General features: G+C 56.2%; 13 protein-coding genes and 3 pseudogenes. 6 read left to right on the forward strand and 10 right to left on the reverse strand.

Annotated features, from left to right (window positions below; translation table 11 throughout):
* Positions 1 to 73 precede the first annotated feature (73 nt).
* Together JKG68_RS24925 and JKG68_RS24930 are read right to left on the reverse strand one after the other, a co-directional pair.
* The gene (locus JKG68_RS24925; protein WP_202064135.1) at positions 74 to 1564 is read right to left on the reverse strand and encodes an exopolysaccharide biosynthesis polyprenyl glycosylphosphotransferase; all 1491 of its coding nucleotides are present in this window, start codon (positions 1562 to 1564) and stop codon (positions 74 to 76) included.
* Positions 1565 to 1780: 216 nt separating this feature from the next.
* On the reverse strand, positions 1781 to 2020 hold the full coding sequence (locus tag JKG68_RS24930) for a transposase (RefSeq protein ID WP_312890959.1): 240 nt from the start codon (positions 2018 to 2020) through the stop codon (positions 1781 to 1783).
* A gap of 154 nt (positions 2021 to 2174) precedes the next feature.
* Here JKG68_RS24930 and JKG68_RS24935 point away from each other — a divergent pair.
* The 3 genes and pseudogenes from JKG68_RS24935 to JKG68_RS33750 form a co-directional block, all read left to right on the forward strand.
* Positions 2175 to 3125: pseudogene (locus tag JKG68_RS24935) on the forward strand (IS630 family transposase).
* Between the two features lie 123 nt (positions 3126 to 3248).
* On the forward strand, positions 3249 to 4196 hold the full coding sequence (locus JKG68_RS24940) for a GAF domain-containing protein (protein WP_202064137.1): 948 nt from the start codon (positions 3249 to 3251) through the stop codon (positions 4194 to 4196).
* 191 nt (positions 4197 to 4387) lie between these two features.
* Positions 4388 to 4997 (forward strand): annotated as a pseudogene (locus tag JKG68_RS33750) (transposase); the annotation flags it as partial.
* A gap of 59 nt (positions 4998 to 5056) precedes the next feature.
* Here the strand turns inward: JKG68_RS33750 and JKG68_RS24955 are convergent.
* Positions 5057 to 6192, reverse strand: a protein-coding gene (locus JKG68_RS24955) for an IS3 family transposase (RefSeq protein ID WP_202064145.1) whose coding sequence is annotated in 2 segments (ribosomal slippage) — positions 5057 to 5928 and positions 5928 to 6192 — 1137 coding nt in all. Because the reading frame shifts where the segments join, the coding sequence is not laid out codon by codon here.
* A gap of 67 nt (positions 6193 to 6259) precedes the next feature.
* On the opposite strand from JKG68_RS24955, the pseudogene JKG68_RS33755 reads away from it, so the two are divergent.
* Positions 6260 to 6636 (forward strand): annotated as a pseudogene (locus JKG68_RS33755) (DDE-type integrase/transposase/recombinase); the annotation flags it as partial.
* 91 nt (positions 6637 to 6727) lie between these two features.
* Here the strand turns inward: JKG68_RS33755 and JKG68_RS24965 are convergent.
* The 6 genes from JKG68_RS24965 to JKG68_RS24990 all read right to left on the reverse strand — a co-directional run bounded on the left by JKG68_RS24965 (position 6728) and on the right by JKG68_RS24990 (position 17300).
* Positions 6728 to 8575, reverse strand: a complete 1848-nt coding sequence (locus tag JKG68_RS24965) for a WD40/YVTN/BNR-like repeat-containing protein (protein ID WP_202064147.1) — start codon at positions 8573 to 8575, stop codon at positions 6728 to 6730.
* Between the two features lie 1910 nt (positions 8576 to 10485).
* A complete protein-coding gene (locus tag JKG68_RS24970; RefSeq protein ID WP_202064148.1) occupies positions 10486 to 13485 on the reverse strand; it encodes a hypothetical protein in 3000 nt (999 codons plus the stop codon).
* A gap of 283 nt (positions 13486 to 13768) precedes the next feature.
* Positions 13769 to 14671, reverse strand: coding sequence for a hypothetical protein (locus JKG68_RS24975; RefSeq protein ID WP_202064149.1), 903 nt, complete (start codon positions 14669 to 14671; stop codon positions 13769 to 13771).
* A gap of 208 nt (positions 14672 to 14879) precedes the next feature.
* Positions 14880 to 15353 carry a hypothetical protein gene (locus tag JKG68_RS24980; protein ID WP_202064150.1) on the reverse strand — a complete coding sequence of 158 codons (474 nt, stop codon included), beginning with the start codon at positions 15351 to 15353 and terminating at the stop codon, positions 14880 to 14882.
* 119 nt (positions 15354 to 15472) lie between these two features.
* On the reverse strand, positions 15473 to 15673 hold the full coding sequence (locus tag JKG68_RS34870) for an AlpA family phage regulatory protein (protein ID WP_202064155.1): 201 nt from the start codon (positions 15671 to 15673) through the stop codon (positions 15473 to 15475).
* A 457-nt stretch (positions 15674 to 16130) separates the two neighbouring features.
* Positions 16131 to 17300 (reverse strand): tyrosine-type recombinase/integrase, encoded by a 1170-nt coding sequence (locus tag JKG68_RS24990; protein WP_202064161.1) that lies wholly within the window; start codon positions 17298 to 17300, stop codon positions 16131 to 16133.
* A gap of 373 nt (positions 17301 to 17673) precedes the next feature.
* Between JKG68_RS24990 and JKG68_RS24995 the strand changes: the two genes are divergently transcribed.
* Together JKG68_RS24995 and rarD are read left to right on the forward strand one after the other, a co-directional pair.
* Positions 17674 to 19176: a glycosyltransferase family protein gene (locus tag JKG68_RS24995; RefSeq protein ID WP_202064162.1), complete on the forward strand. Its 1503-nt coding sequence runs from the start codon at positions 17674 to 17676 to the stop codon at positions 19174 to 19176.
* Between the two features lie 129 nt (positions 19177 to 19305).
* Complete coding sequence (gene rarD, locus JKG68_RS25000; protein ID WP_210346449.1) at positions 19306 to 20214, forward strand: EamA family transporter RarD; 909 nt, start codon at positions 19306 to 19308, stop codon at positions 20212 to 20214.
* A gap of 185 nt (positions 20215 to 20399) precedes the next feature.
* On the opposite strand, the gene JKG68_RS25005 is transcribed toward rarD, so the two are convergent.
* On the reverse strand, positions 20400 to 21494 hold a 1095-nt coding region (locus tag JKG68_RS25005), incomplete at its 5' end, for a cadherin-like domain-containing protein (RefSeq protein WP_202064163.1).

A 21494-nucleotide genomic window follows, 5' to 3' on the forward strand; every position in this document is an offset into this window, starting at 1 on the left:
ATCGCCTCCAGCGTGTGGGATCATACACCACCAACGCAGAGACGACCTGCCAAGAAACCTCTAACTCACACCACTAGAATGCTCCAGCACCCGTAAGCACGACCCGCACTGTACGCAATATGATCCAGAGATCCAACCAAACAGACCAGTTGCTCACATAATAGGAGTCAGCAGACTCCCAAATTTGTATATCGCTGTTGTTGCGGTAAAGGATCTGCCAGAACCCAGTAAGGCCTGGAGGGACTTCTCGCCTTAACTGTTGACCACGGTCGCTGAAACGCTGGACCTCATGACTGAGCATCACTCTAGGGCCAACAAGACTTAGGTCGCCGCGAATAACATTTAAGAGCTGTGGGAGTTCATCAATGCTCATGCGCCGCAAAAAACGGCCAATCTTCGGGATAACACGCGGATCGGAGCGCAATTTTAGAGTACGCTCGTATTCAAGCTGCGCGGCAGGATTCGCCGCTAGGTATTCCGCCAACCGCCCTTCGGCATTTGGTACCATAGTTCGAATTTTCCAAATCCGGATAGGCTTTCCATTTGTTCCTTCACGAACCTGACTGAAGAAGGCTGGTCCTGGGCTGACAATCTTCACCCCGATAGCCGCTGCCGCAATAATCGGAGTAGCGACGAGAAAGACAGGCACAGAAATTGCAAGATCTAGTATGCGCTTTATCACGCGTTGCCGGGGCAGCAGGCTTGGCCGGCGGATCTCGAGAATAAGGAATGAACCAATCGCACGTGGGCGGATGAGAAGATTAGGCATATCCGCAACATTAGTTAATACCTGCACATAGGGATATTTCTTTGATAGAGAAGCCGCCAGCTCAGACGTCCGTTGCCTGCCCCGCGGCGTGTTTTCAAGGGCGATGATCGCATGACGCACCGGATAGGGGAAATCGAAATCATGCACAGCATCTATGGATTCAACTATAGGCACTCCTTCAACCTTGCTATCGTGGTGGGTGGAGGTCTCAAAAGCGGCAACTGGGATTATGCCTAGTTCAGCATTCCGGCGCATCTCTCTCACGACTTGGCGTCCTGTTGGTCCAGTCCCAATAATGATATGCGGCACCCCAAACAGATTGTGCTTCAAAAGGAGCACCTTCGCGAAACTGCGACAGAAGTACGCTATCGGAAATAAGACTGGCCAGAGCGCCAAACCTGCTATGCGCCAGGCTGTGAGTTCGTCAGTGCCGGTTAGAACTACTAGGTGCAGCACCGCCGCGGTGGCGGTGGTACGAAAGGAGCGGCGCAATTCTTCAGGCTGCGAAGTTCCAATAGGTGGGTAAAGCCCGCTTGCAGCACGAAAGAATAACCAGGAAAGCCCGAGGGGGTACACTGCCCAATACAAGGGAATATGACCCCAAATCATTGTCCTAATAATGTAAATAATGGCTGCTGCTGCTATCCATGCGATACTGTCAGCCAAGACTAGCGTCAGCGCTGAAGCGAGACGCGATGAAGAGCGCCATGGTAAAGGAGTTCGAGCTCCTGGATCATATTCTGCATTACCATGCGCTATATAGCTTCGATCTTCTAGAGTTGCCGTTTCTGTCATAATATCTCGCAGCGAACGATTCAAATTGCCAAGTTAACACCAAGCCCTTTCGTTTGGTTCTACAAGCAATTCTGCCATATACGGAAGTAAATTATCCTCATCATCGCAGGTGTGACAAACGAAGAGTCGATTTATCTTGTCTATATTTAGGTACTCCCGCTGGGTGGCTCTGAAGGGTAGGGGAAGCTCTTGTGAGGGCTTGCAGAAGCCGATGTGTCAGACAGTGGCATATATCAGTAGCTTGTTTGTATTTAAGAGACTGGTGAGCAATGATCTTTCCTTTCGCATGAGGCGACGCAGCAGGATGCGGCTCATGGCGAGATAAAGCAGCATCTCGCCGGTCTCGAGCAGGCGTTCGTAGTCCTTGGCCAGCTGTCGACTGATGGTTAACCAGGCGATTGTCCGCTCAACCACCTGATCGTAAATCAGCTCGCAGCCGCCGCAGCGGCCCAGCACTAAACCTATGGTGGATCAATGACTTACATTGAGCAATAAAGTTGCTCGCCAGCCTCTTAGAGCAACGGCAGTTCCGACGGGTTCACTGGGGCTATGCAGCGTGGCGGCTTGGTGATCCACTTGTCTCAGCCCTCTTTCTGGGAGGAGATGAGCGATGACCAAGTCCTACTTGCTGGATCTGCGCCGCCGGGTGGTGCGCTTTGTCGAGGCGCCCATTCCCGCCATGCGGCTGCCTGCCACTTCGAGGTCTCGGTTGCCTTTGTGGTCCGGCTGATGGCAGCCTACCGGGCCACCGGCAGTCTGGCCGCCAAACCGGAGGGCGGCTGGCGCTATTCCAAGCTCGACCCGCACCGGGAGTTCCTGATCCGCCGCGTGGCCGAGAAGAGCGACATCACCATGCCCCAGCTTGCGGCAGAACTCCTGGCTCTGGGCACCAACATCACCCCGGCCTCCATTTCGCACTGGTTCCGCCGCCAGGGCTACCGCTTCAAAAAAAACGCTGCGGGCCAGCGAACAAGGACGCTCCGACGTGCGCCAGGCGCGCGAGCACTGGTACACCAAGCGCCAGCCGCGCATGCGTCAGGAGCCGCACCGGCTGGTCTTTCTGGATGAGACCTGCACCTCGACCAAGATGACGCGCCTGCGCGGCCGCTGTCCCAAGGGGCAGCGCCTGTATGCCAAGGCGCCTTTTGGCCATTGGCTGACACAAACCTTCATCGCGGGCCTGCGCTGTTATGGGCTGACAGCACCCTGGGTGATTGACGGGCCAATGACCCGGCAGATCTTCGAGGCCTATGTGGAGACCCAGCTTGCTCCAACTCTGTCGCAAGGTGACGTGGTGATCCTCGACAGCCTGCCGGCGCACAAGAGTGAGAGGGCGGCAGACTGTCTGAAGAGGCACGGCGCCTGGTTCTTGTTCCTGCCTGCTTACAATCCGGATTTGAACCCCATTGAACAGGCCTTTGCCAAGATCAAGGCGCACCTGCGCAAAGCCGAAGCCCGCACCTTCGACGCACTCTGGCGGGCCATTGGAGACATCTGCGACGGGGTCGAGGCTGAGGAATGCCGCAACTACTTCACCGCTGCAGGATATGGATTCGTCTGAACCGCCGCTGCTCTAGCACATGCTGGAGCCTGACAGCGCTTGTATCAGGTGCGACGTCGTTTGGAATAGTTTATATAAGGGAAAACCCGCTGGAATGTCTCGTCGGGTTCAGCTGTGTGAGTTATGATAGAACAGGATTTTCTCTCGAACCCTAAGCGCCTTGCGGCACTTCGCCAAGCTAATCTTTTGGATACTCCGCCGGAGGAAGCTTTCGACCAACTAACGCGGATTGCCGCGCAGCTCACGAACTCCCCTATGGCTATGGTCACCATTATCGATGCAAATCGTCAGTTCATGAAGAGCGGTGTCGGTTCAATTGGGCCTACCTCACCAGAGCGCGATATACCTCTCTCCCACTCATTCTGTAGGCATGCTGTCACAAGCAAGCAGCCTCTCATCGTCAGCGATGCACGCACGGATGCTAATTTTAACGACAATCCGGCGCTAACAGATTTCGGTGTGATTGCCTACGCTGGTATCCCTCTAGTCTCCCAAGAAGGCGAGGCGCTCGGAGCTCTTTGTGTGATTGACTCCAAGCCGCGCGAATGGAGCGACGAGCAAATTGATACGCTTCGATCTCTCGCAACGACAGTTATGTCGTTAATAACCTACCGCAGTGCTGCCTCGGGCTCGGCGCCATCACTTGGGGAGACCACTCCTCTCGCTCCTTGGACCAGCCGACTCCTTTCTGCTGTCTCCGAGCATGTTCAGGCTCTCGATGGGTATGACGAATGCATTGGTCAGGTAGAGGGCTATCCCGAGATGCTCGAGCGGGAGAAGCAACGCAGGGAGACCGTGGTGGAAACCGAGTTGCATATTAAGCAGGCTATGGAAGAAGCGCTGCAGCATCTTGAGGCTAGGGCGGCTGATCCGGGCTACGAACACATAGCGAAGTTGGCAGGTGCCACAAATCTTTACCTTCAAGCAAAGGCTCGTCGGTTTGACGTAGCGCGTCAGTTCCAAGCTTTGCAGGTCAGCTTGGATCGGTTGCATACAGAGACGGCATCTGTGTTTCAAGCGGAGCAGGAGCTTCGGAACGCTCTTGCTGATGTCCAAGCTCTCCAGGAGTAGGGCTTGGATGTCCCTGCTGATGCGATGATACTGGGTTTAGCTCGCATTCCGCGCAGGCTGTTTGGGGTTGATATACCCGAGAGCCGAGTGAATACCCTGGCGATTGTAGTAGCCCTCGATGTAGCCGAACAGCTCCCGCCTAATCTTGCTTCGAAAAACTGGGGAGCCTTTCACGAAGGAGGAGAATCTTCATGCCGCACACACGTTTTACGAAAGAGTTTCAGGATGGGGCTGTGCGGCTCGCCCTGACCAGCGGCCCCAGCCGCCGCGCAATTGCCGCGGATCTCGGGGGCAGCTTGTCCACCCTGCGCCACTGGATCCACCGTCGCCGCGAGGGCGAGATCGACGATCCGCCGGAAGCCAGCAAGAGGATATGGCGGCCGAGCTGAAGCGACTGCGGCGCGAGAACGAGATCCTGCGCTAGGAGCGGGGGATCCTCAAATGGGGCGCCGCTTATTTCACCGAGGAGAAAAATCGATGAGGTTCCAGCTCATTGATGCGGCGAAATAAAGCTTTCGCGTCATGTGCCTGTGTCAAGGTCTGGGTGTAAGCTCCAGCCGTAGCCGTTACTTTACCTGACGATCTCGTCCCGCCAGTCCGCGCCAGCGCGAGGATCTAGTTTTGCTGGTCCATATCCGATCGGCCTTTGCGCGGCCTCATGGAAACTACGGCAGCCCGCGTCTGACCCGCGAGCTGCAGGTAGGGCGACGCCGCACAGCCCGCCTGTTGCGCGAGAACGGACTCAAGGCTCTGCAGAGGCGCCGTTTCAAGTGCACCACCGACAGCCAGCACGGCTTTCCTTATCGCTCCCAACCTACCCGAGCAGGTGGCCTGCCCCATGTGGGTGGCCCGGTGTGATGTTAATTCAGAGTTGGTCTGGGCGCCAGCTTGGAAGCCGATAGCAGGACCTCCGGTGCAGGTGGCCGGTAGCCCAGGGATGAGTGTGGGCGCACCGTGTTGTAGTGCCTGCGCCAGTTCTCGATGATCACCTTTGCCTCCTCCAAGGCGTAGAAGATCTCCCCTTTCAGCAGTTCGTCCCGCAGCTTCGAGTTGAAGCTCTGGCAGTAGCCGTTCTCCCAAGGGCTGCCCGGTTCGATGTAAGCCGCCCTGGCTCCCACAATCGTGATCCACTCGCGCACGGCTTTAGCCACGAACTCGGGCCCATTGTCAGAACGAACATAGCCTGGAATGCCACGCAGGATGAACGGGTCCGAGAGCACGTCGATGACATCGACCGCTTTCAGCTTCCGGTTTACTCTGATGGCCAGGCATTCGCGCGTGAACGCGTCAATGACGTTGAGCATGCGGAACTTGCGGCCATCATGCGTGCGATCTTCGACGAAGTCGTACGACCAGACATGGTTGGCATACTCCGGCCGCAGCCGGATGCATGAGCCATCGTTGAGCCAGAGCCTTCCTGTCTTCGGTTGTTTCTGTGGTACTTTCAGCCCCTCCCGCCGCCAGATCCGCTCGACCCACTTTTTGTTCACCAGCCAGCCGGCCTCTCGCAGCAAGGCCGTGATGCGCCGGTAGCCGTAGCGGCCGTATTGGGTGGCCAGTGCGATGATGTCGGCTGTCAAAGCCGCTTCATCCTCCGGCTTTTTGGGGATCTTGCGCTGCGTGGAGCGATGCTGGCCCAGCACCCGGCAGGCTAGCCGCTCCGAGACGCCGTACTTGGCGATCACATGCTCCACACACGCGCGACGGCGGGCGGGGCTTACCAGTTTCCCGAGGCAGCCTCCTTGAGGATGAGCTTCTCCAGGGTCAGATCGGACACAGCCCGGCGCAGCCGGGCATTCTCCATTTCCAGCTCCTTCATCCGTTTGACCTGATCGGATTTGAGCCCGCCGTACTCCGACCGCCACCGATAATAAGTCACCTCGGTCACGCCGATCTGCCGGATGGCCTCGGCCACCGTCCGGCCCTGTGCCGTCAGCACGTCCACCTGGCGCAGCTTGGAAACGATCTCCTCGGCCGAGTGTCTGTTCTTGCCCATCTTCAGTCCTCCTTCGGCTCAATAGCCATACTTCAGGGAGGATCACTTTTCAGGAGGCAGGCCAGCTGTGCCAGACCTGTTTGCCCGACGCGTGATTTACTGGGCGGTGAGCGACCAGCTGCACATGGAACTGGCCCTTGAGGCGCTACGCAAGGCTCTGGCGATCCGAAGGCCCAGTGAGGGCTGACCCGTCGCGCTGATCGCAGGAGCCAGTATTGCTCGATCGAATATCAGGCCGAGTTGAGGATATACGACAGCCGGATCTCGATGTCAGGGAAAGGGAACTGTACTAACAGTGTCGTCGTCGAGACGTTCTTCAGGACCTCGAAGTCTGAGATAATCTGGCGCACCGTGTTCCAGACACGAGCTGAGGCGAAGCAGGCGACTAGCCGTTACATCGACGGCCTCTTCAATCCCCTTCGGCGTCATTCGACATTGGACTAGATGAGTCCGGTTAAGTTCGAAAGCTTGACCGATACTTACAAAACCGCTCTCCACTAAACTGAAGCAAATCCAACCCGAAGGTAGCGCGCTTTCATTGCGCACGAACGCATTCTGCTTCATCAGGGAACAGATAAGGGGCAGGATTGCAGTCGTCGGGTTCGCCATATACCCATCCGGATCCTTTGTAGCCCAGATAAACGCGCCCGCTTACATCCTTAGCGCCTTCGACCACCACTACTTGGTCTAGCGTCCCAACAGGAAATTGTCCGATCCGCGTCCACGTCTTCGCGTTATTTGTCGAGCGCCATATACCGTAAGTACCAGAAAACCGGCCTGAGAAGAAAATGGCTGGATATGTCGCACCAACCGTCGGCTGGCCGAAACCAATATCGTCCACCCGATCAACTCCGGGTACAACACTCCAGCTCAGTCCACCATCAGTGCTGCGCCGCAGCCACGTATCCTCCGCCATTGCAACCCCTGAGGTAAAGAAAAGATGGCCCGCTTGGCTAGGCACCACCCTGAGCTTTGCACTGAACCGGCTCTGCGGCGAGATCTCGCCCTTGAAGACTTGCTGCCAATTTGCTCCACCGTCACGCGATCTCCACAAGCCAATTAAGCTTGGGTTCGTGCCTTCCCCGCTGTGGTACAGATAAAATACGCTCGGTTCCACCCGATCTGCAGCCAATGTCTTTCGGTGGAAAAAGATTTCAGCATGCGATCCAGTAAACGGCAGTTTCTCCCCAGCAAGGACAACACGCTCCCAACTGCTACCGCGATCCTTGGTGAAGAAGGGGGATCTATTAAACGATGGGGCCCAGACGATATTGTCGATGTCATTGGCAGAGACCGCAATTGTGCCAAAGGACATCCGCCATGGATCATCCCTTAGGGTACCAGGAGGCTGTGGAAGGCTCATGAATTTGGACCAATTCCGGCCACCATCAAGGCTGTATCCAGCCAAGACTGAATCGCCGTCCTCTGAGCAGCAAAACATCCTAGTGTCAGAGGCATTCGTGACGATAAAACTCGGACTGGAAGGGCTCCAATCGAGCTGCTGAGCAGCAATTACCACCCGCTCCTTTGGACCATAGGTTTCCGAAAATATGCCCAGATTAGGCTTTACATGTACCCCAAAGTCCCAAGCTGCAAACAGCGGCGCCTGGCCTGGTGGATGGATGACGTCATTCGCCACCAGCTCCTCGATGCCTCGGGCTTGACTGGTCCATACCAGGCCAAGGGCGCTTTCAGGAACGTCAGCATAGTATACGCCTGTTCCGGTGCCACCAAGCAGGCGATTTGGCACCACAGGATCGAATTGAACTCCTCCAATAGCGAAGAACGATTGATTACTCACGCGTAACCAAGGAGGATCTCCACGGCCCACTCGGGAACTATGAAGTAGGCGCGTCCATTTTAAACCTCCGTCACTGGACCGGTAGGTTGCGCCACCCTCATCAAAGACAAAAACTTGGGAGTTTCGAGGGTTCGCTGCTACGGCAGCGTACCGACGTGCGGGCGAGCCTACTCGCTCTGTAAGATCGATCCAGCCCCCATCTACGAATTTCCAAACGGCGCGGCCTTCCATATCAACTGCGTAGAACGCACCATTTGGGGCAAACACTCCGCGTTTAAGGATTTTCGGTTGAAGCTGATCAGGTTGCGTCAGCAATGAGAAGGTGTGGCCTCCATCGCTTGAGACATACATGCCATGGCCTGGCGACATTGCCCATATACGACCAGTATACTCAGCATTCGCCGCCCTCTCGAACCAAAGAATGATGCCTGGATTTCCTTTGCCAGTTGCTGTCTGTATTTCTATGCTCGCCGGAACGGACGAAATGGTGTGCCAAGTCCTCCCACCGTCTTCCGATCGCAGCAAGCCGTTGTTAGGAGCCCCGAATAACACGAGATTCTCATCGACGGGGCTGACCGCCATGTAAGGCCCATAGTTCCTAAATTCGCTGTTGGCATCAAACACCAATGGAGACTGAACGGGCTGCAATTGTGCAGGTCTGATAAAACTTCTACCCTGATCGTCAGATCGGTAGATGTAGCCCTTTAACGCCATGTAGATCCGGCGAGGGTTGGACGGGGCGACGACAATTTCGAAAACACCCTCATTAAGCCCATCCTGGGTCCTATCTTCCATAGGCATAGTAGATGTAACGACGAGTTGTGCCCATCTGTCCCGATAAGGCAACCAGATATAGGCACCGTAGACGTCTGCACGAATTATGCGCGTCGTACCCGTTGGATCAACGTCATACCCGGTGATGAACCCCCCACCTCCTATTGCCACGTGCCTCCACCGATAGGCCTCGCTCTTTGCCAGCGCAGGACCAGCGGAGCTGTGCAGAGGTGAACCTGCGCGGTAATGTCCAGATGAACTCTCGGCTGACTCGGAAGAGGAACCAATGAGTGTCAGCGCACAGAGGATCACCATCGGGCAAAGCGTGACAGCGAGAAAACATCGATAAGATATTTTGTTTCTCATTGAGGTTTCCTCACTCTATTCCTGTCTAAGTGCTCTTCTGCTCACTCGTTCTCAGTACATTAGATAGCCTCAAGGCTAACCAATCCGGTTCGAGTGACCCGCTGATCGTGATCAGGCACTCCATTCAAGATGGCCTCCGTCCAAGTACGCTCCGTACTCAAGTCCGGCCACTAATCTATGGCACTGAACAATCCCATAGAGCTGAGCGCTCTACGGGATAATCTAAGCTTATTTCCCTCATGCGTTCCAAGAGCTATGACAAATCTTTTATAAGACCCATCAAACTGCGTTGTATGTCAGCATCGGGATGACCTCGCGAGTATCCTTAAACTTGGCACCGGCAATCACCTTCGGCAACTGATTTCCGTACATCAGTCACGCTATTGTAGGCGGCCGCGAGCTCTTGGTGCGTACTGTGCGTCGCTGGACCATGGCGAACACGTTCCCAATCGGGTTCGTGGTTCAAGATAAATCCAATTCTTTGCGGGAAGATTGTAGAAGGCCACCAGCGCCTGCTGGTCTGAGCCAGCGCGAGACCTGTTGGGGTTTCTCACCATTCAACAAGCCGGTTCTGATTGACTGTGTTGGGCTAGATTTACACGATGGAAGGAAGTCTTCGTGGGCTTAGTGTTGAAGAGGCTGCTATGTCTGAGCATGGTGCAGACCACATTCAGCATACGATTGGCCACACTGCGCAGGTTGTGGGAAGCATGCGCACTCAGAAGGCCTATCCGGCGAACGTGTAAATAATCACGTCCCCACCATCTCGCGGCCGATCCCGCACGAGACAGATCCCGGAGCAGGAGGCGGTGACAGCCGAGGACATGCAACAAAGGCTTTATGGCGTCGTGTCACGTGGCGGTGCGAGACCAAGAGGCCGCTACACGGCTTCGGGTGGCCAACCGACTGGTAGTCCATCTGCGCCACAGGCGCGGAGGATCCAGAGAACATTCCACACATTATCTACCCAACTTGCGGTCGGACACGAGGCTGAAGCAGCTGACGTCGCTCATCAAGGTGCGCTCGGTGTGTGAGCCGGCCCACCAGCAACTTAAGGAGAAGCTTTGGCTCAGGCGCTTCGAGGGGCGCTCGCCACGAGCGCTGCAACGGCCTGAACTGCCGACGCTGATCACCTATCTGTTCCGGCATTCGACGAAGGTGGCAAGCACCTCAGCAGGGGCGGGCAGCGTGGAACGAAACGTTAGGGCAGGCCTTAGCCCTTCGCGGAGCAAGCGTCAGATGCCTCTTCTCCCAAGAGATCAACCTTCTATAATATTATTAGAGGAAGGCCTTACGTGGGGGACCTTTCCGTGCGATAACTCTCTGACTGCCGATGCACTTCAAGACGCATGCTACCAGTGCTTCTCACCGCAGAGATAAAGCTGAACCCGACCTTTCGAGTCGAAAGCTTTGATTATCGATGCGTAGAATCGTTTAGATGTGATCACAACCGTCCTAGCCGCGCGCTGCGTCGACAGACGGAAGCCCGTGTTTCGGCCGACAGCTTGATTGATCTGGTCCTGGTAGAACATCGAAATCACGTCTGGGATGCCAAGCCATTGTCCCAGCACGTTCAGCTCTTCGTACTTTGCCGGTGCGAGGTTGGTCAGGACGATGTAAATGTCCTTCTCCTCCAGGCCGTTTCGGCCTTTTGCCGATTGGAACGTGAGCACACGGTCTACTCCCTTGGCGCCATCTGCAATGACGATGGCGTTCGGATTCGCATCACAGATGTCCTTCGCGAGCAAAGAAACTTTTTCTTTGCCCGTCTGGTCGGCGCCTGCTCGAGGATCAAGCACCACAGGTACCCTGATGGGATGAATACCTGGTACATCCGGCATGGAGAATGAAATAAGCTGCCGTCCCATACGGCCATGAACAGCTTCGACAATCCTGCGGGTCAGATTCTCAGTGGTGAGAAAGCCCCACCTTGTCGCGGATGCTGAGAACCAGGTTTGTTGGCCCACATAAAACACGTTCCCATGTGTCCGATTATAGAGGCCATTGGGCTTGTTGTCGTACCCGTAAGGGATCGCATCGAAGTTGACTTCGAGTCGCTCGAGCATTTTCATATCGAGCCGCATTAGACTGTCGAACTCTTCGAAGCTTAGGGGCCTACCGGGAATGGCCTTGTCCGAAAGCAGCCAGGAGAATGCGTCCAACCGCTGGCCCCGAGGCAAGTCGCGCCAGGATTGGTACCGCCTCTGCTCACGGCCGATTAAGCTAAAGAGATCCTCACGGAGTAGATTGATGAAGCCGTCAGCCTCGAGTTCGTCATAGATCACGTTTGACAACCTGAACTCCGACCCGAAGCGTTCCGCCATTTGGTTATCCGGTCGTCCGGGATCGAAGCCCGGATTTAACAACTGCCTCGTGAAGCGTGATTGAGCCCAAAACTGCGCCATGCTGTGGGTCATGAACAGGATTGTTGAACTGCTATTGTACAAATTGCGTGAGCCTCTACGCCACAGAGCCTTCCGATACTCCTCCAACCTTATGTAGACGGAGGGCTGCGCGAGCTTAATCGTCTGCAGCCGACCCAGGAGGGAGCCATCCCTGAACTCCCAATCCTGAATCGGCTTCTCGCTTTCCTCAAGGCACATCTGCTCGTACGTACGCCGCAGAGGCTTAATCACGACCGCATCTCCGCCCGTCAGCTTCTCATACTCCTTCGCTTTCTCCTCAGCCTGCACTCCCGACCGCGAAGCGAAGGCTGTGAAGCTCTCGAAACCGACGACACCATCCTCAATCGCATTATAGATCGCTTCCGACTTGATGAGTTTGAAGTGCGCCGTCGACTTGGCGGCGCCTTCCTGGAGCTGGAGCAGGTAGTTGCTGTTCGTGCCCCGAAGCCGGCCCACAACGTCAGGCAACGCGTCCCGCAGCTTTCCGATGCGGCTCTCACGATCATCCGTGTCTTGGAGAATGCCTCGAAAGGGGTGAGCGATATAGTCGGTCAGAGCATCGCTGCCCTCACGAGACCGCTTTCGGAGGTCAGCCAAGCAGGTGACTGGCTTTCGAACTTGGAACTCAGGAGGGATTGCACTTGGCGCCGCTATCGGAGCTTTTGGATCTGACACAGCACCACAACGGAGCTGAACGTGGCGGACAAATTCGTCCGCCGTCATCTTGTCGGGGAGGTAAAAGTCACCCTTAAGTTCGTGGTTACCTGCCAAAAGCAGCTTCCGATGCTGCCCGATGCAAACTGTAGACGGACTCCGATCCACAGCATGGTTCTTGAAGCGAACCACGACGTCCCCGTTCTGCTGGCCGATCGCGACCGGCATGGGATACTCGCTGCCCCATTCTGAGCTGCAGAGGTCCTGCATCAGCCCAATCGCAGCATCAGAGAAGCTGGCATAGGGCAGGGGAGTGGATAGCCTGCGCAGGCGCTGGGGAGGCGGGCTCGACAGTGTGATGTCGGGAGAGACAAGGTACCCGTCCGCAGCTCGGGGGGTTCGCTCCCGGATGTTCTCAGCCACGATGAGCTGAGGCACACGCATTCCAACTTCCAAGCCGAGAAACGGAGTCTCCTTTTCGACTTGTCTCACACCTCCGCCCAGGCGTCGCCATTGCGTTGCGTTTCGCATCTTCTCGTCCGGACAAAAGCTCGGCTGAAGCTCATGCGTAACGATCTCGGCTGCCCGATCCCAATAACGGTCATGCACGTTGTGCATCAGTGCTGACGCCTCTTCAGACCGCAGCCGTCGTTCATCTGCCTCGGAGTCAAATGCAACAGCCCTGATATGGGCGGTGGAGAACACAAAGTGGAAGTGTAATGAGCTTCGCCCAGAGTAGACGATCGTGTAACCCCGGTACTCACGGTGCCGACAAAGTACACGATCAACGTCGGCGAACTTCGAGTTGGCAAACTTGCCACCCGAGCCCCGAGTCCATGACAACATTTCCTCGAACTGGCCCCTGGTGGCCGGATCGAACTCCACCGTGACCACTACGGCACCGCAGTTGGTCATCCTGTCACGAGGCGGAAGGGCTGCCTCTGCAATGAAGTCCGGCTTACCGAAGTCTTTTGAAATCACCAGAGCATTCGAAAAGAACGACACCGGCAAAGGCTCTTTCGGAAAGGAGAGCGATTTCTGTGCGAATAGGTCCGATTGAAACGGCAGCTTGCCACGGATTTGGACCCGATCGCTCACTGGAAAATACGTACCTGCTCGGGTGTTGAAGGCGTTCTGACGAAGGAAGGTTAGGAACTGAGAGCGATTGGCAGTCCGCTTGTTGTGACGGAAAATCGCTGATAGCTGCTGCCTCCCGGCCTGCGATAGCAACAGGATATGGAAATCGGTTTCTGGCCAACGGTTCACGCCAGCGCAATTGGGGTCGATCGTCATCGGGGAAACACATCTATAGTTGAGATTGCATTGAGGGTTGCAGCCCTCGGGCGAGACAGGGTGCCCTTGCGGGAGTGACAGTCTCCCAGCGCATCCAGGTTTCTCTGCTTGAGCTAACGCCGAAGGTTGGGGTGGATTCCGTCGAGTTTTGCGCAGCAAGGGCCAGATGCTGTCTTCTTCTCCACGTAGGCTTGTCTCCTAATGTAATATTAGGGAATGCCCTTACGCGGGGAACCTTTTCGAGAGAGTGCTGCGCGGAAGCTGCGTCCGCTCGTACTCTCATTCAGAACAAGCGCTTCGGCCTGTTCTGCTCCACGTGCGTGTCGATCATCCTCCAAGCACCCTTTGAAAACGTGTAGATCACGGGCATGTCTGGTTCCGTTACATCGATCGTGATCAAGGCTGCATCCAATTCCATCATCAACGCATGAGACAACACCTCTGCGTCGATGCTGCCGCGCACTGCTTGATTGATCAAACTGGCGAGGGCATCAGCAATGTTTACGTTGCGGCTCGGTAACGCTTGCAAGGTATCATGCGTGGATTTCAGCTCGCGTTCGGCGCGCCCTTCCGTCTCTCTGGTGATGAGGATGGACGAGTACTCCTCACCATAACGGTCGTCGTACGCGTCCTCGTCGTCGTATTCAATGGCCTCTGAGTCATAAAGCATACAGCAGCCAATATAATCGTTGCCGCCGTGCTCTTTGCTCAGGTGGTCGAGTGTATATCGTGTCGCCAGCTTGTCGAAGAACTCTTCGGCTTCCTCGCGAGACCCGCCCTTGTGGGCGATCATTCTGTAATATTTCTGATGGGCTTTACAGAGCAAAACGTAAGGTGACCTAGCCTCCAGCATCACAGCGTATGCAATGGCCGGCAAGAACGATTCCTTCGGAAGGACGTGTGTGTCCTCGTACATCCACGGGTGGCGGACTGACTCGCGAAACCAGTGCGCCAACGAGAAAACCACACTGTCGTGTATGGCCTGAGAACTCAGCTGGTTCCCGTCGTGCCCGACTTTATTCGTGCCCCATTGGTTCGCCTTCTCACGTTCCGCCTCGCCCTGCGGACACCATTCGGACCTTACTGGGTAAAGAACGAGTTGTGGGTCCAACTTCGAATTCTCCATGAGCGCGACGAAGCCCACACTTCCAGTGGGATCAGACAGCCATTTGCCCATATTGTTCATCTTTATTCTTGGGGGTTAGTGGAAGCAGCCGAGATAATCTTTAACCGTCTCGATTACCGCGTCTGCTGTGTTCCGTTTGGCGCATTCCGGCCGCGTGAATTCCGTTGCCAGAGTGAGCCTGGGCCTCACTCTGGCGCTGCCTTCTACCGGCAAAGTTAGAAGCACCGATCCTGGCAGCGCCTACCAAACGCATCGTGACAAATTGGCTCTAGGTGTCCAATGACTCGTCCCAGTCTGTGCCAAGGACCCACGCCAGTGCCGACATTCTTCCACTCACTAAGCCATAGTCGAACTCATCGATATTTAGCTCCTCGATAGTGTGTGTCTCTCTTATGCGTTGCGCTGTTTCCTTGGCGCGTTCAAAAATCTCAGCCTCAGTGGGCGTGAGTGGTCGAGCCAAGCGATCTTGATGAAGGCTCTCCTGATGACGTTGATACCATACGAGCTCCCAGAGGTTTTTGTAGGCGAGCGAAATCTCGTTTTGACCCCGAACAAGGGTCGAGGCGTGGGTGGCGGTCGCTTCCTCCTCGTCTGGCATGAGTTCGGTTATAGAGCCGTCTGACATGTACCCGAGTGGATAGCCGTTTGGTCCGAGCTGACCAGGGATCACCAGCAGCAGATGTATGTCGTCCCGGTCGCAGACCAGATTTTCGTCGAGTTGGGCGTTGTTGTTGCTCGTCATCCGGATGAACTCCTTAGAATTGTATTTCTGTCGCCGGGAAATGGCCGGCGTGGTTTGCTGTCGGTCGGTAGTTGGATTGGCTACTGTGCCGCGGAAGACGCTTCTATGCAGGCGAGGCGCTATTTGCCTCGAATGTCCGTCTCACGGCTTCTATTCAGCCACTCCGAGACTTCCCCTGCGTACCAAGCCACACGGCGAGTGCTCAGTCGAAGGCGCCTCGGAAACAGCCCCGCGCGCTCTAAGCGGTCGATCTGAGCGCTCGAGAGTGTCGTAAAGCTCTCAACCTCTTTCTTGGACAGCAGCTGGTGTTGGTTGGGCACGGCTGTGATTTTCCTCGGCTATTGTCGGCGATGTCAACGTATTTAGCCCTCGAAATTGGGGGTGTCAACAACAGATTAAAGTATAGCTTTGCTGATGTTATCGTAGTTATCTCGTAAATACTTATGTATGAGAACTATGATAGTTCTAAATTACTTAGCTATCCGGATTATTTTTGGCAGTCCGCGGAAAAACTTAGTTATCAGCTAGCCTGAAGCTGTGTTGGATGGACGTAACGCAGAGCGAAGAGCTATTTTTTGCCCACTTTTGGGCGAGACAGTTTCACCCCCAAAAGCATCTGGCTGCGCAGTGTAGCAGCGGCCCATCGAAGGCTACTCGCCGCGCGCGCTCATAGGATTTACCGCTTTTTTTGACGGGAGCCGATGATAACACTTGAGCAGAGGCGCAGCGCTTCGGAGGAACCTGCCCCCAGCGCAGGCGGCGCTGACGCGCGGCTGATTACCGTTCAAGAACGCTATCGATATACGTTGCCCACCTCTCGAGTGCTTCACGCTTCTCAGTACTGTAGCTTGCTCTGTTATAGATAGCTGCGACGCCGCTCACGACACCGCTACGGTGATTGAGAATGGCTTCGACAACATGCGGCAGGACACGTAGTTCATCCGCCATTCGCGTGGCCATCGTCCGGCGCAGGTCATGCAGGCGCCACGGCCGCACAGTTGCTGCTGTCTTGCTGATGCGAGCGTCCAAGCGCTTCTTTGAAGCGGACCAGCCGCTGAACCCACCTGATCCGGTTCCAAAACTTAGTTTGCGATCGGCTCGCGCTCTGCCTCTTAGGATAGCAACCGCCGGTGCACTCAGGGGCACCTCGTGCTCAAGTCCATTCTTGGTTCGGGCTTTTGGGATAATCCATAAACCTAATGTGAGGTCGAGCTCATCCCAAGCCATTGCACCAACCTCATCGCGCCGCTGGCCCGTGAGAAGGAGAATGCGAACGATGTGACCGTAGTCGTCGTCTCGGCAAGCGTTCCATATCGCCGCCAGTTCATCATCCTTCAGAACGTGATCGCGAGACACTTCGTCGGCCACACGGATCGTGCCAATGATCGGGTTCTGCTCGCTGAGACCATTCGCAACAGCCCAAGCAAACATGGCAGAGAGAGCGGCGCGCGCTCGATTAGAGGCGGTGGGGCCGCTTGTTAAGGCGATCTCCTGGAGGCGTGCAGCGACGTCGGCTCGCTTCAAATTGGCTGCGGGAAGAGCCTGGAGTGGTTCCCAATGTTTTCTGAGGTGGCGCTCGACCTCCTTAAAACTCCGAGGCTTTAGGCGCGTCTGGGCGTGCTTCAGGTAACGATTGGTAAGGGCGTCTACCGTTAGAGCGGCTTTGGCCCGCGCTTCTGCCTTGGCCAGTTTGGGATTATGCCCGTGGCGAGCAGCGTGGAGAAGGTCACGGGCAGCGTTGCGCGCTTCCTCGAGCGTAGTAACACCCACATACCCCAGCGACTTCTTCTGGGTGCGGCCATTTACGCGAAACTGTGCGAAGTAGGAAGCGCGGCGACCTTCACGTAGCCTGACACCAAAGCCGGGGAGGGCGTCGTCCCAAGCTACAAACTCAGTTTTGCCGGGCGGCAGACTGAGCAAGGCGATTGTCTGTTTAGTGAGGCGCATTTGACTTATGGGGGAGCTCAGGGGGAGCAGTCTGGGGAAGAGTCCTGATCATTTCTGATGCGATCATCTGAGAGTATATCGTTGAAAAGGCTTATATGACAAGGCTTGTGACGGCTCCTGATGCATCCTGCAATAAGTAAGTCTTCAGATTGTGGATCTGGGGGTCCCCCGTTCGAGCCGGGGCGGCTGTACCACTAAAATCAAAGGTTTAAGCCTCGCAGGTTGAAAGCTCCTTGGCGCTGTTTGGGCGCATCCCTCCAAGGTGATCGCCGCTTCCTCGAAAAGTCTCCTCTCTTCCGTCTTCTGGACAAAGCTGCTGACCTGGATCTATTGCACGCGACGTAATTGTGCCTCAGGTCTGGATCCACTTCACATGAAACAAGAGCGTATTATTCCAATAGGCTTTGCTGGGGCTTTCGTCCTATTCTCTGCGCTCTTCGTTCTCGGCAGCTATCAGAACCACGACGGCGACTTCGGGCAGTATGTGATCCAGGCCCGCAACCTTTTGCTCGGACGCTCCTGGGATCACCTTGTTTCTGGTCTTCCTTCAGTCCCACCTCTCTATTCGGTTCTCTTGGCCGCCCTGACTTGGCTGGGAGGGGTGAATGCCTATGCCTATGCGGTCCTGAACAGCGTGCTTTGGGCTGGCACAGCCGTCACGGCATTCCATTTTTTCCGCCAGGATTTCAAAAGCGAGAGAGTGGCCTATGCATTTCTCATCGCCGTACTCTTCACGCCCTACGTGCTGTATTTCCAGCAGAATGGCATTCCCAACATTCTCTATGCCGCCGGTGCGATGCTGGCCTTATTCTCCGCCAAGCGCCTCACCGAGGAGGCCTTTCAGGGCAGATATGCTCTTTATATTCTCCTGCCGGCCTTGATCAGGAGCGAGGCTCTCGCGCTCTATGCTGCGCTTTTCGTGTATTTCGGATTGAAGAGGCAATGGAGGTATCTCCTCTTGCCGGTTCTCGGTGTCGCTCTCCTTATAGGAACTGACCTGCTGCTGAGCCTGAACTTCGACCTGCGGTCGAACTTCCGACACGCTGCCAACACGGCGGAGGGAGCCTCCGGAGGCTGGAGTGGGGCCCGCCTCCTGGCCGCATACTTCTATATGTTCTTGAGCTATTTCTTCGGCTTTGCGGAGATCCTGTTCACGCCGGGAGCTATGGAAAGACAGGCCATCTGGAGCCTCTCCATCGGCCAGTTCACGTTCGTCACCGGGCCATTGGCCATTGCGATTGCAGGCGTTTTCTTGGCCGGCGTGTTGATGCACCGTCGCTATCTTTCCCTCGACAAGCTTTTCTTTGCGGCCCATCTGGCACTCATCTCGATGTTCCTGCTCGTGGGTGGGGTGCCGGTACGCTATGTGCTGCCCCTTGCGCCGATCTACATCTTCTACGTCTTGTTCGCTGCCGAGCACCTGCTCGTCTCCTGGAGGGTCTCGCCAAGGGCTGTTCCTGTGCTGGCTGCGCTTCCTTTCCTCGTCGTATACGCATTGGCCATTCCGAGACTAATGACGGCCCCGGCGAGGGAGAACACTCTGTTTACGCCTGCCATGAGCAGCCTTGCGGACTGGATTGCTCAGAACAGCGGCGGGAGACCAGTGGCATATTACAAGACGCGGCTCATGACATTGCTTCTGGACTTGCGGTCCGATACGGCCAAGCAATCTCCGAACGTTCGCAGCCTTCAACAGGCCAAGCGCCTGTTGGGCCAAGAGGCTCTCGTGGTGATTCGGAAGGTTCCCGAAGCTCAGCAGTTGGCGATCCTCGACCAACTTCGCGGCGACCAGAATACTTCTGTCGTTTGGGAAGACGACACGCACGCCGTCCTCGCCCCAAAATCGTTTTCGCCAAATGCGGCTAGGCTGCCATAAGGCCGGCATGGAAGTTGCAGGTCGACTATAGACGATCACCCACTTATCCATGGAGCTCAGACCAGACCCAACGGTAGCCTGGGCGGCAGAGCGCCTGGATCTGAATGCCGAGCAAGGGCAAAGATTGTAATGGATTCAGAACCGACGGGAGTTGAGGCGAAGCGCACACGGATCGGTGTTCTTTACGCATTGGCTGCATTCTTCATGTGGGGTCTGGCGGTGCCGTTGCACTTCAAGCTCCTCTCATCCGTGCCGGCGCTCCAGATCCTGGCTCATCGCATTGTATGGGCGAGTGTCTTCGCACTTGGGCTGATCGTCGTCTTTCGGCAATGGAGCAGCCTTGTCGAGGCGGTGACTTCCGGCAGGCGCCTTGCGTTCCTCAGCCTCTCAGCCGGCTTGATCGCCATCAACTGGCTCATCTACATCTGGGCCGTCAATTCGGGCCATCTCGTCCAGACAAGTCTCGGCTACTTCATCAATCCGCTCCTGAACGTGGTGCTGGGTGTTCTCTTCCTGCGGGAGAGACTTCATCCGGCGCAGGTTGCGGCCTGCCTGGTCGCCGGAATAGGAGTTATCGTGCTTGCGGTTTCCTCGGGCGAGATGCCTTGGGTCGCCATAGCCTTGGCGTGCAGCTTCGGCTGTTACGGCCTTGTGCGAAAGATCGTGCCGGTAAACCCGCTTGTCGGTTTTTGCATCGAGTCCATGCTGCTGACCCCCCTGGCGCTGGTCTATTTGATGATGACCTTCGCAGATGGAAGCGCCGTGGCGTTCAAAGGAGATGTGGAACTCGACCTGCTGCTTGTTCTGACAGGCCTCAGCACGGCCGCCCCTCTCATCTGGTTTGCGGCCGCTGCCCAGCGGTTGAAGCTTTCCACAATCGGTCTCCTGCAATATCTCGCGCCTTCAGGTCAGCTCGCACTTGGTGTTTTCGCCTATGGGGAGGCTTTTGGCTGGGTCGACGCGGTAGCCTTCGGGCTGATCTGGATTGCACTCGCCATTTACACCTTCAGCGCCTTGAGGTCTGCACCCAGCCGATGAAGAACGAGTTCAGCGGGTGAACGGACGCAGCAAGTGTTGGGAGCTCGGATACGGCCACCGCTTCGGGACATGCTTCCCGCAATTCTCTAACGGAAGTCCGTTCCGTCTCAGGCATCCTGTGCGAACAAAGGAAAGCGGCCCCGGGCTGACCCGGAGCCGCTTCGGCAATGTCGATGAAGACTGGCTTAGATGACGATGAAGTCTGACGCAGTGAGCTTGGCGAGATTCTCGATCATCGCGAACTGCACAGCTGCGGCTGAACCGGTGCCGTCCGCATCGTAGGAGAGCGCACCTGTCTTATCGTTGAAGACGATCCGGTCGCCGGCATCCAACGCCTTGTCACCTGTAACGAAGCTGCTCGAGGAGAGCTGACCGTACTTGAGCTTCGTAAACACCGTGTCATTCAGACGGATGGTGTCGTCGGCCACATTGAAGTCGACAATCATATCCACGTTGCTGCTTCCGGGCTTTGTATCGAAGGTGAAGGTGTCCTTGCCGGCGCCGCCGATCAGTACGTCGCTGCCGTTCTTCGCCCAGATCTTGTCGTCGCCGGCGCCGCCATTGATCAGATCATTGGCGGACGTGCCCGTGAGGCTGTTGGCGGCGCTCGTGCCGGTGAGAGTGTTCGTGGTGGCAGGCCGCACGGAGGTCGTGGGTGCCGTAGGCGTCACCGGCGTTGTCGTCACGGGGGTCGTCGTCTGCTCCGCCGCATCGGCAACCTTGACGGTGACGGTGCCTGCGTCGGAGTCCCCATCGGCATCCTTGGCGGTGTAGCTGAAGCTGTCCGATCCGGAATAGTTGGCCTTCGGCGTGTAGACGAAGGAGCCATCGGAATTGAGCTTTACGCTGCCGCCCTGAGCGGTGCTGAAGGTCCCTGCCGTTGCAACCTTGCCGCCATCCGCCGCAGTGTCGTTGGCAAGAACGCCTTGGGAAGCGTTGATCGTCAGAACGGCACCATTGGTCGTAGCATAGGTGTCGTCAACCGCATTAACGGGATCGTCCGTTGCGGTGGGTGTGGGCTGGGTCGGCTGAGTCGGAGCCGTGACGGTGCCGTTGTGGTTGAAGTTCAGGGCATAGAACGAGGTCTGCCCGTAACCGGAGCCATTGGTCTCGTTTGCACCGAGATAAGCGCCGGCCTTGAAGTAGAAGGTATCCGACTGCCACACGCTGTTGATCTTGGTAACCGACTTGTAGATCTGGCCGTCCGCGAAGACCGTGACCTCAAGGTCGCTGCCCTTGGCATTGATCGTGTAGGAGAAGCGCTCGTCCAGCGACACGCT

Source organism: Microvirga aerilata (genome assembly GCF_016743775.1).
Classification (GTDB): domain Bacteria; phylum Pseudomonadota; class Alphaproteobacteria; order Rhizobiales; family Beijerinckiaceae; genus Microvirga; species Microvirga aerilata.